Source organism: Paraburkholderia sp. SG-MS1 (assembly GCF_012275575.1).
Lineage (GTDB): Bacteria > Pseudomonadota > Gammaproteobacteria > Burkholderiales > Burkholderiaceae > Paraburkholderia.
Window position 1 is genome coordinate 1 of the sequence record NZ_NPIH01000198.1, and the last position, 9773, is coordinate 9773.

Sequence of the window (9773 nt, forward strand, 5' to 3'; positions counted from 1 at the left end):
GAAAACTGTCGATCGACAACGGCGGACGTGTCGGGTGCAAGCGTCTGGGATGAGGGGGGGACGGATCGGGTGCTGCTGCATGTTGCGGGCGGAGCACTCATCGGCGGGCTCGGTGGTGGAGGCATAGGGAGTGCGGCAGCAGGCGCGGCGGGCGCTGGATTTGCATCGGCGTTTGCGGGCAAGCTGAACGGTCTTGCAGACCAGATTGGCGACGCAACGGGCTCGATGACGCTGGGCAATGTGGTGTCGAACGTGCTGGCGGGAGCTGGAGGCGCGCTGGTGGGTGGGAGTGCGGGGGCGTTCACGGCGGCGAATGCCGATCTGTACAACCGGAGCACGGGCAACGGCGATGGCAAGGGCGGCACGGGGAGCGACTTCCTGGATCGTCTGGGCGATGCGCTCGTATCCACGGCGACAGATCCGCTGGGCGCGTTGAATCATGCACTGAACAGCATCATTCCGTCACCTGCGGGTCAGAATCCTTCGGCCGATCCGAATCCGTTGGTGCAGGCGAACGATAATGGCAATCCGCCTGCGACAGGCGGGGCGGTGGTGACGCCGCCGACGATGATTTGCACACCCAATGCGGGTTGTGTAACGACGCCTGCTATTGCGACGCCGGGAACGCCGGGGTATGGAGCCGGTAATACGACGCTCAATAGCGGGAATGATGATGGTGAGGGGCAAGCTGCGAATAGCGGAGCTTCTAACATTGCAAATTACCCCTCGTTGAAGGGACAGCTTGCGGATGAGAACCTTGCGAATATTGCGGCTTCTGATTCAAGACTAGCTACAGCGCTTGACGGAAGCGGGAAGAGCAACCCAAACTTCTCCATTGGTAGTGGCACCGCGGCTGAAGCTGACCAACTAGGAAAACTCTGGGTTGGAGACGGGGCAAAGATGACCAGCGATGGCTCTGGATGGATCAGTGCAGACGGGACTCGGGTTTACCGAATGCCTAACGAAAAGGACTCACCTTATGCGACGACTGGCACACAAGCAAACTTTGAAACCTACACGATTAATGCAATAACCGGGCAACGTGCGAAAATAGGTAACGGCCACTTGAATGTGACCAACTGAGGAACGGCTAATGCATGCAGTTGTAAAATCAATTTCGTGTGATGAGTTCGATCTAGGCGCATTTGTACCAGAGGATCGATCTTGCTTCTGTTTGAATCTTCACCTTCGAATTGGGCTGGCAGAAAGTTCAGGTGCCGACGATTTCGAGCTTTGCGTATGCACGCCAGAGTGGCTAGGCCAGACCGTATGGGAACCTCGTTGGGGACGCCATTTGCTTATCGTTCGCGAGTACAGCTTGCCGTCCATTGAGGAGCATATTCGAACCTATGTTGCTCAATGCGATGGAAACGACTGGAGCGCAATCGCAATCAAACTGGCCAGGATCTTTGTCTGGGAGTTTGAGGATTATCAAACTTGAAACGACAGCAAACCCAGCCCAAGGCTGGGTTTGCTGTTTGCGGGGTTGTTCAGTCTGGGGTGATGACGAGCCTGCCGAACTGGACCTCGATTCTCACGCGCTGTCCGGGCGGGAAGCCGGCCTGCTCAAGCCACTTGCCGGCAATGCGCAGCTAGGGGAAGAACGTAGGCGTTCGCCAGTCCCTACCGGGTTTGGGTGAGGGTCGCCAGCGCATGAGTTGCTGGACGGTGGCGTGGCGCTCGGGATGAGCGTGCAATGCATTAAGATTGGCGTCAGCCATAGTCAACTCCTTCGGTGAGTTGGTTGTGGTTATCTTCTGGACCTGACCCATTCGCAGAACCAAACCAAAGCCAATTGGTTTAGCCAAGCATTGGGTTTCGATCAGAGCAACTGGCAGGATCTTGCTAAACAGTTGTACTTTGATCCTGCGACGGCCATACCGACGAAGGCTACCCAGTATGAGCAAACCTACGAACAGGTCATTTCGATCACGGGAGCCAACGGAAAGACAATTGACACAACCTTCGTATTCATGAAGGACAATTCCGGCACAGTTCGCCTTGTAACTGGTATTCCTGCAAAAAAATGAATGTGATGAAAGAGAACGATAGTTTTCAGTTGTCTAAGCCGATTGAAGCGGAAATTATTGGCGAACATACTGCGGTGACTCTCCCGTCCGGGATGGCTGTCACTGTTGTTTTAGTCTTTGGTGATCCTGCATCGCCCGAAGCATATGAGGTTGAAGCGTATTTGCCTGAAATCGATGCATACGCCCTTGGCACAATCTCGGGAAAGGATATTTGAAGCAGCAACCCCGGCCTTGTGCCGGGTTTGCTGTTTGTAGCGCCGTTCAATCTGGCGTGATGACCCCAATCCTCTCGTACAGGCCAATAACAACGGCAAGCCGCCGGCACAGGCGGGGCAGTCGTGACGCCACCTGCGGTGGTTTGTACGCCCAATGCAGGCTGTGTCATGACGCCTGCTGTGGCGACGCCGGGAACGCCGGGGTATGCGCCCGGTAATGCGACGCTCAATAGCGGTGGGAACGATGACGGCAACGGACAGGCATCGAGTGGTGGCATGTCAGAGGGTGCTGCTAATGCTGTCAGCGGTCTAAATCTAAATAAATCGCTGGCGAGCCAGCAGCAACTCTCGGATCTGGCTGCAGGAAATGGCACCAATATCGCAGGCAGTGGAACAAGTGTTCCTTTGCGTGACGCTTCCCGTTTGGTATCTGAGTATGGGGGCCAGCCAAGTGATTGGAGTAAGGTTAGTAGCTCAAGCTATACAGCTGCCGATGGAACGCAGTTTGAAATCCACGCCTATCGCAACACGGCGACTGGTCAGGTTGTGGAGCCAAAGTCAATTCCCCTGAAATAAGGGTTTCTGAAATGAGCGAAATAGAGATTCGGGCGCGTCACCATCTTGTGGCGGTGGCGCAAGACATGCTGGATGGCAAGTTGTTCTTCCTCGAAGGCGCGGCTCAGGTGCTTGCCATTCGGAGCCAGTTGAGTGAAATAGCAGATCGTGACCCAGACTTCGATGTATTCGTGGTCATTCGATCGGAGACAGATCATCTTCCACTCGAAGAGCAGAGGCCGCTATGGTCGCCAGAGGCGCTTGCTCGTCTTGAACCAGAGCTTAAGAATGCAGAAGAATGGGCTGGATCATTTGCGCAGCAAGCGTGTAGGAACCTGATAGACCGATTTGGTAATCGGAAGACATGAAAAAACAAACAACAACAAACCCGGCGTGCCGGGTTTGCTGTTTGTAGCGTCGTTCAGTCTGGGGTGATGACAAGCCTGCCGTGGTGGACCTCGATCCTCACGCGTTGTCCGGGTTCGAAGCCGGCATGTTCCAGCCACTTGCCGGCAATGCGAAGCCAGGGAAAGAACGTGGGTGTACGCCAGTCCCTGCCGGGTTTCGGTGAGGGTCGCCAGCGCATGATCTGCTGGACGGTGGCGCGGCGCTCGGGATGAGCGTGCAATGCATTAAGATTGGCGTCAGCCATATCAACTCCCTGTCTGAGTTGGTTGTGGTCAGCGGGCCGTGAGTGTTTCCAGCACTCACGGCCCGCGCTTCTTTAACGGTTCTCTTCTTCAACTCGTCATGAGCCGGGTCATCTGCGAACGCTTGACCGGGCTGTCCATCAGGACGATCAGCGCTTGCTGATCCTCATCGGATACCCGCTGGCGCGCTGCGCGCGGCCTTGACGGGGTAAGCGTGCGAGGTCAGCGAAGCACCGTTAGCGCGTAACGAAGGCTTGCGCGGTCATGGAGCAGTGGTATGGATACGCCCTGTTCCGCCGGGTTTGCCGTCTCCCTGCGGGAGCCGTCAAACCCGGCGGGACGATGACGCCAGCAACCTTGACAGTCCTTGACAAAGGCCGGGCGCGTTACTGGCAAACTTGCATCTTTAGGCCAAAACCCGCGTCGGGGCAAAAAATTGCGGGCTCCGATCCGTGTCAGGTGAAAACCGGTTGCAACGCCTTGCTGCGTCAGGGGGAAACTGCCTTCGACAACGGCGGCCATGTCGGGAGTTGGCAGGTGGGATGAGGGTGGGACTAACAGAACAGCGCTGCACGTTGTTGGAGGCGCACTGGTTGCGGGTCTGGGTGGTGGAAGCATCGGGAGCGCGGCGCAAGGCGCGGCGGGAGCGGGCTTCGCGTCGGCGTTTGCGGGGAAACTGAACGGACTGGCTGATTCGATTGGCAATGCGACGGGGTCGATGCTCGCGGGCAATATCGTGTCGAATGTGCTGGCGGGTGCGGGCGGTGCACTGGTGGGTGGAAGTGCGGGTGCATTCACGGCGTCGAATGCAGACCTGTATAACCGGAGCACAGGCAACGGCGATGGCAACGGTGGCACGGGCAGCCAGTTGCTGGACTCGATCGCAGACCAGCTTGCGAGCGCAGGACGCGGCGCGGTGAATATGGCGAACCAGTTCGCGGCGCTGGTGAATGCGAATGGTGCTCAGGGTTCGTATGTGAACCCGGACGATCTGAATAGTCCGGGTGGGAACTCGAAGCCACCGGCGGCCGGTGGTTCGGCGGCGCTGGTTCCAGTATGTGCCGTTCCGCCGTTGTGTGCTGCCGTGCCAGTTGTAACGCCGGGAACGCCTGGATATGTGCCCGGTAACCTGTCGCGCGACACGACCAATACGAACGGCACTGTTGCGAAAACGCCGGACGTGAACGCTATCCTGTCGCAGCAGGCAGACACGATGCAGGCCGCACAAGCGGCGGGTCAGGCAGTGTCGCAAGGTATCGGTGCGTATGCGGATATGAAGCGCGACGAAGCGGCGGCGGCCTACAAGGCCGCGTCCGATCGCGGAGACAGCGAAGGCATGGCCGCAGCAGCGACTGATTACAACAACTGGAAAGAGGGTGGTGATTCGCGTGCTGAACTGCACGTTGCGGGCGGCGCGCTGATCGGTGGGCTCGGTGGCGGTAGCGCGTTCAGCACGATTGGAGGCGCTGCTGGCGCGGGCGTGGCGTCGAAGATGGCCGGTTCGCTGAACGATATCTCCAAGGGGGTAGCGTCAGCGACGGGATCGGATCTGATCGGCAATCTCGCGGCCAACATTGCAGCGGGCGTCGGTGGCGCTGTCGTCGGCGGTACGGCCGGCGCGGCGATGGCATCGAATGTGCAACTGTACAACCAGTCGATGGATGATGAGCGTGCGTTAACGGGCGACCTTGGAACGAAGTCTCCGTCTCTGTTCTCGCTGGCGCTGCAAGGCATTGCGAACGGCTTGAATGCGATTGTTGGCATGGGTGGGGGCAAGCCGCCTGCCGCGAGCCCCGGTGCGGTGCTGGTGGATTCCGTAATCGGGCAGGCAGCCGGTGCGGGATTGTCTTCCGGCAGTACGGCGGGTAATGCGACGCTTAATAGTGGGAACGGTGACGACGCAAACAGCGGCGATGGCGATAAGAATACGTTCTGGTCTTCAACAAAGGACAAGACGCCAGTTGAAAATGCCTACGGCCATTCGACGACACACGGTGACGAGTTCCCTGAGTATCAAAACTCGGTGCAATACGTTCAGGCAGCGCAGGACTTCGTGAACAATCCACCCGATGGGACGCTTACCAAGACACGACCCAATGGCGATACCTTGTATTACGATCCAGCGACGAACACGTTCGCATCAAAAACCAAAGACGGTGCGCCAAAGACGATGTTCAAACCGGCGGCTGGAATGGACTATTGGAATAAACAATGATGCAAGAGAAAGAAAGTCGCTTACCGTGCCCATGCTGTAAGAGCCTGACAATTGGTGTACGAGACGATTATGAAATCTGCCCTGTGTGCGGCTGGGAAGACGATCCAGTGCAATCAAGTGATCCCACATTCGCAGGGGGGGCCAATCAAAACAGCCTGAATGAGGCCCGTAAACATTGGCAGACAACGAAAACCAAGGTGCATTAAAAGCAAGCCCAGCCTTCGAGCCGGGTTTGTTGTTTGTGGCGCTGTTCAATCTGGCGTGATGACAAGCCTGAGCGTAAACCCTGGTGGCCATCAAGGCTGCCCTTCGGTGCGCGTTGCGCGGCCTTGACGGGGTAAGCGCCAGAGTGTGGCGGAACAGTTGAGCATCGAACCTTCGTTCCCTTCTCTGCGGCAATCCGGTGTCATCTCCCCCGACTTCATGACGTCAAGGAGCTTTCAGATGTTCCGTGCCTCTCCTGCTGGCACCGATTCGGGATGGCTCTTTACCACAGAAAAGAACGTTTTTAGCGATGGCCGTTTGGCCTCATTGTTCGAAATCGCTAGCAAGCGTCCAGAAGTCATTCCATTTCTGGCATTGCGTGCTGAGTCGTCAGTCGTTCTGAAAGACGGTCTGGTCAAGATCAGTCATGGCAAAAAGGAAGTCAGTTCAGATTCAAGCGAATTACTGAGGCGACTGCCGGCAAGTGACCTTATCGGGCCAACCTAAGTGACGGAAAGGGATTTGTCAGTATGGAAAACGAAAAAGCCGCCAGTGGTGCGGGAACGTTGATCGACCATCGCGGCGATCCCTTCGAAATCTAGTTTTATAAAGACTTCTCGCATGAAAATCAGAAAGAGGCTGGCGGCTTTGCCGCTCACGGCCTTGGTATCACTCGCGTCCAACGCGCAACAAGCCCCGACACCAGCAGATACAGCAGCAGCGGCACGCGCGAACGCCGAGCAGAACCAGCAGGTCGAGCAGCAACGCAGTGCACAGGAACGCAATGCCACTGTCAATGCGCCCTCGGTGCGTTCGAAGGTTGAGCACGCCTCTGTCTGGCCCGAGTTGCCAGCAGAGACGCCGTGCTTCCGTATCGATTCGTTCGTTCTCGATGTACCCGCGACGCTGCCGGATGCAGTACGCAAACAGGGCGCGTCGGCGTTGCCGCTCGACCGCTTCGCTTTCGCGCGCGAATGGCTCGGCCACTACGAGGGCCAATGCGTAGGCAAGGCGGGGCTCGACACGCTGACCAAGGGACTGCAACAGACCATCCTGAGCCGGGGCTACGTCACCACGCGCGTGCTGCTGCCCGAGCAGGACCTGTCAACCGGGACGCTGAAGTTCGCGCTGGTGCCGGGTGTCATCGGCAAGGTTCGCTTTGCCGATCCTGCCACGCGCGGCACATGGAAGTCGGCATTCCCGACGCGCGATGGCAACGTGCTGAATCTGCGCGACCTGGAACAGGGACTCGAACAGATGAAGCGCGTCGGCAGCCAGGACGTTTCTATGCAGATCGTTCCGACCGACCTACCCGGCGAAAGTGATGTCGTGCTCGACGTGAAGCGAACCAAACCGTGGACGGTGGTCGCGTCCGTGGACAACTCGGGCACACGCGCGACCGGCAAGCTTCAGGGCAACCTGAGCTTGGGTATCGACAACCCGTTCGGGCTGAACGATATCTTTAACATCGGCGTCAGCCAGGACCTCGAATTCGGCGACAAGCGCCTCGGCTCACACGGATGGAACGGTTTCTATTCCGTTCCGTGGGGCTACTGGACCGGCACGCTCTCAGCCTATACGAACACGTACTATCAGCAGATCGCGGGCGTCAACACGACTTTCGTTTCAAGCGGCAATTCGCAGACGGTTGATTTCAAACTGGCGCGTGTCCTCATGCGCAGCCAGAACGGTGTGCTCGGCGTGCAGTTCCGGCTGACGAAGCGCTTTGGCGAGAGCTTCATTGAAGATACCGATATCCCGCAGCAGCATCGCAACAACACCTTTATCGAAGCCGCGCTGACCGATCGTCATTACTTCGGCGCATCGCAGTTCGACAGCAGTCTCGCTTACCGCCGGGGCATCGGCGGACTTGGTGCAACGCCGGACTATTACCCCAATGGCCCGACCTACCGCTTCCACATGGCCCTGCTCGATGCGAACCTGTCGGTGCCGTTCCAGATCGCCAGCCAGCCGCTACGCTACGTGACAAGCGTTCACGGGCAGCTCACCAACAACACGCTCAACTACATCGATGACCTGACCATTGGCAGCCGCTACACGGTACGTGGCTTCGACGGCGAAACGATGCTGGCAGCCGAGCGCGGTTTCTTCTGGCGCAATGAACTTCAGGTGCCGATCGGCTCGACGGGCCAGTCTGTGTACGCGGGTATCGACTACGGCCGCGTGTTCGGGCCGAACACCGCATTTCTCGCCGGTACGCAGCTAGCGGGCGCGGTAATCGGCGTGCGGGGTAGCGCGTCGGCGAAGGCTGGCGGAATCGCCTATGACCTCTTCGCCGGAACACCCATCTACAAACCATCGGGTTTCCCGACTGCACGGGTTACTTTGGGTTTTCAGCTAACCGCGCAGTTCTGACCTGCCATGAATACGCCACCGAAACTGGAGGACTTCCTGCGGGTGCATGTCGCCCGGTTGATGTCGTCTGACGCTGATCCGCTGCCAGTCTGTCCCCGATGTGCGGGCATCCATGTCGTGAAGAAGGGCTATGCGCGATTGCGCACGGGGCCACTTCCCACTTACGCGTGCGACCTCTGTGGTCATCACTTCAGCCGCCTGAGTGGCACGCCCTTTTCGCATCGGCCTTTTCGCGGTCAGTTCGATCAACTGATCGCGCTACTGTCGCAGTCACTCAGTTGCGCGCAGGCTGCGCAGCGGCTCGGTGTGATGAGTCACACGGTAGTGGAAAACGTCCGGCTGATCCGGCAATGGCTGCTCGAACTCGATCCCTCCGGACATTATGAAAAGCCGGTTCAGCTTGGCGGTCATCTGACTGCCGCGTATGACAAGTTGCATATGCCGCCGGCCGGTATCGTCTATGAAGACCGGACGCTTACCCGCGCACTGATGGACGATTTCGACGAGATTCACTCGTCGCGCTCCCAGCCGCTGCCACTCTGCCCGGTATGCGGGAAGCGCAATATCCGCCGCAAGGGCACTGTCGGCCTGCCGAGATTCCGTTGTGGCGCCTGCGGTACGCAGTTCAACCGCCGTACGGGAACGCCATTCACCCGCAACCGCGACGCGGTGAGACAGCGAGTTGATCCTCTATCTTGCGCTGCCATTACCTGTCATCCAGCGTGCGGACATCATCGAGACCGACATTGGCATTACGGCACGACTCGTTGAAGAATTCCGCCGTCGCTGCGACCCAGCTTGACCCTTCGGGGCAGCTTGCCCAGCGCATACAGGCATGCGCCCGTGCGGAGCCGGATACGCCGTGTACGCGATGTGGCGCGCGTAACGTCCGGTTCAAACTGGCAGATATGGGGCGCGGGCGCTGCGGTACATGCGGTCGTCTCATGACGATACGGCGAGATACGACCTCATTTTTAGACCAAGGCCTTGTTTATAAAGGAATTGTCGGATAGGTGGGGAACGCGTCGGATTGCTTGATGGCGGTCTCCGTCTCCGCAAGCAATGGCGGCAAACCCCGCAGAGTCCAAGCTCTGCGGGGTTTTTTTTCAGCTCGAAGTTCGGAGCGGATGCGCGTCGGCACTTGCTGCTAAACGCTAGCGAAACACCGATGCCTGTTTGCCCACGCCCGTGTTCGCGGCGATGAATTTGCGACGAGTAGATGGCGCGCAACATCGGCCACGCTTGGACGCCACCCGTCCTTTCGATTACAACCTCGCATCGTTTTCACCAGAACACGCTCGCATGTAACCAGACGTTACGTAGCCTTTGATGCTGCGATGTTGTGCATCAGTTATTACAAACGTGAAATACGCGGAACGCTGCCTTGCGTTATATTTCCGCCCACAGAACACATTCTTCCAAAGGGTGATCCATGAAGTCCGCTCGTTTAGTTCCACTTTTGCTCGGGGTTTTGACGTTCGGTGCATCGGGTGCGGCAATGGCCTCAGGGCTCAACGTCGGGGTCAAT

Annotated in this window: 13 protein-coding genes and 1 pseudogene; 12 read left to right on the plus strand and 2 right to left on the minus strand. The window is 58.1% G+C overall.

Going from position 1 to position 9773, the window contains the following annotated elements; translation table 11 throughout:
- Both CIC12_RS33135 and CIC12_RS15325 read left to right on the plus strand, forming a co-directional pair.
- On the plus strand, positions 1–1083 hold a 1083-nt coding region (locus tag CIC12_RS33135), incomplete at its 5' end, for a hypothetical protein (RefSeq protein WP_238812629.1).
- 10 nt (positions 1084–1093) lie between these two features.
- Positions 1094–1441: an immunity 8 family protein gene (locus CIC12_RS15325; protein WP_168664934.1), complete on the plus strand. Its 348-nt coding sequence runs from the start codon at positions 1094–1096 to the stop codon at positions 1439–1441.
- A gap of 49 nt (positions 1442–1490) precedes the next feature.
- Here CIC12_RS15325 and CIC12_RS33140 read toward each other — a convergent pair whose 3' ends face one another.
- On the minus strand, positions 1491–1592 hold the full coding sequence (locus CIC12_RS33140) for a SymE family type I addiction module toxin (RefSeq protein WP_238812637.1): 102 nt from the start codon (positions 1590–1592) through the stop codon (positions 1491–1493).
- Positions 1593–1763: 171 nt separating this feature from the next.
- On the opposite strand from CIC12_RS33140, the gene CIC12_RS33765 reads away from it, so the two are divergent.
- The 4 genes from CIC12_RS33765 to CIC12_RS15345 all read left to right on the plus strand — a co-directional run bounded on the left by CIC12_RS33765 (position 1764) and on the right by CIC12_RS15345 (position 3168).
- Positions 1764–2030, plus strand: a complete 267-nt coding sequence (locus CIC12_RS33765; RefSeq protein ID WP_342030540.1) for a DUF6883 domain-containing protein — start codon at positions 1764–1766, stop codon at positions 2028–2030.
- Between the two features lie 5 nt (positions 2031–2035).
- Positions 2036–2245, plus strand: coding sequence for a hypothetical protein (locus CIC12_RS15335; protein WP_238812631.1), 210 nt, complete (start codon positions 2036–2038; stop codon positions 2243–2245).
- A gap of 168 nt (positions 2246–2413) precedes the next feature.
- Positions 2414–2821, plus strand: a complete 408-nt coding sequence (locus tag CIC12_RS15340; protein ID WP_238812633.1) for a hypothetical protein — start codon at positions 2414–2416, stop codon at positions 2819–2821.
- An 11-nt stretch (positions 2822–2832) separates the two neighbouring features.
- Positions 2833–3168: a DUF2489 domain-containing protein gene (locus CIC12_RS15345; RefSeq protein WP_168664936.1), complete on the plus strand. Its 336-nt coding sequence runs from the start codon at positions 2833–2835 to the stop codon at positions 3166–3168.
- A 53-nt stretch (positions 3169–3221) separates the two neighbouring features.
- Here CIC12_RS15345 and CIC12_RS15350 read toward each other — a convergent pair whose 3' ends face one another.
- Positions 3222–3452 carry a SymE family type I addiction module toxin gene (locus CIC12_RS15350; protein ID WP_168664937.1) on the minus strand — a complete coding sequence of 77 codons (231 nt, stop codon included), beginning with the start codon at positions 3450–3452 and terminating at the stop codon, positions 3222–3224.
- 716 nt (positions 3453–4168) lie between these two features.
- Here CIC12_RS15350 and CIC12_RS15355 point away from each other — a divergent pair.
- The 6 genes and pseudogenes from CIC12_RS15355 to CIC12_RS33870 all read left to right on the plus strand — a co-directional run bounded on the left by CIC12_RS15355 (position 4169) and on the right by CIC12_RS33870 (position 9047).
- On the plus strand, positions 4169–5665 hold the full coding sequence (locus CIC12_RS15355; RefSeq protein WP_238812635.1) for a hypothetical protein: 1497 nt from the start codon (positions 4169–4171) through the stop codon (positions 5663–5665).
- The gene (locus CIC12_RS15360) at positions 5665–5871 is read left to right on the plus strand and encodes a CPCC family cysteine-rich protein (RefSeq protein WP_168664943.1); all 207 of its coding nucleotides are present in this window, start codon (positions 5665–5667) and stop codon (positions 5869–5871) included. The genes CIC12_RS15355 and CIC12_RS15360 overlap by 1 nt, the downstream gene beginning before the upstream one ends.
- A 145-nt stretch (positions 5872–6016) precedes the next feature.
- The gene (locus CIC12_RS15365; RefSeq protein ID WP_446728013.1) at positions 6017–6376 is read left to right on the plus strand and encodes an immunity protein Imm33 domain-containing protein; all 360 of its coding nucleotides are present in this window, start codon (positions 6017–6019) and stop codon (positions 6374–6376) included.
- Between the two features lie 114 nt (positions 6377–6490).
- Complete coding sequence (locus tag CIC12_RS15370; protein WP_168664939.1) at positions 6491–8245, plus strand: ShlB/FhaC/HecB family hemolysin secretion/activation protein; 1755 nt, start codon at positions 6491–6493, stop codon at positions 8243–8245.
- A gap of 60 nt (positions 8246–8305) precedes the next feature.
- Positions 8306–8833: pseudogene (locus CIC12_RS15375) on the plus strand (DUF746 domain-containing protein); the annotation flags it as partial.
- Positions 8834–8927: 94 nt separating this feature from the next.
- Positions 8928–9047: a DUF746 domain-containing protein gene (locus CIC12_RS33870; RefSeq protein ID WP_446728014.1), complete on the plus strand. Its 120-nt coding sequence runs from the start codon at positions 8928–8930 to the stop codon at positions 9045–9047.
- Positions 9048–9773: the final 726 nt, after the last annotated feature.

Excerpts from the sequence above, each read along its gene's own strand:
- CIC12_RS15325 (WP_168664934.1), top strand. The coding sequence starts at position 1,094 with ATGCATGCAGTTGTAAAATCAATTTCGTGTGATGAGTTCGATCTAGGC.
- CIC12_RS15335 (WP_238812631.1), top strand. The coding sequence starts at position 2,036 with ATGAAAGAGAACGATAGTTTTCAGTTGTCTAAGCCGATTGAAGCGGAA.
- CIC12_RS15340 (WP_238812633.1), top strand. The coding sequence starts at position 2,414 with ATGACGCCTGCTGTGGCGACGCCGGGAACGCCGGGGTATGCGCCCGGT.
- CIC12_RS15345 (WP_168664936.1), top strand. The coding sequence starts at position 2,833 with ATGAGCGAAATAGAGATTCGGGCGCGTCACCATCTTGTGGCGGTGGCG.
- CIC12_RS15350 (WP_168664937.1), bottom strand. The coding sequence starts at position 3,452 with ATGGCTGACGCCAATCTTAATGCATTGCACGCTCATCCCGAGCGCCGC.
- CIC12_RS15355 (WP_238812635.1), top strand. The coding sequence starts at position 4,169 with ATGCTCGCGGGCAATATCGTGTCGAATGTGCTGGCGGGTGCGGGCGGT.
- CIC12_RS15360 (WP_168664943.1), top strand. The coding sequence starts at position 5,665 with ATGCAAGAGAAAGAAAGTCGCTTACCGTGCCCATGCTGTAAGAGCCTG.
- CIC12_RS15370 (WP_168664939.1), top strand. The coding sequence starts at position 6,491 with ATGAAAATCAGAAAGAGGCTGGCGGCTTTGCCGCTCACGGCCTTGGTA.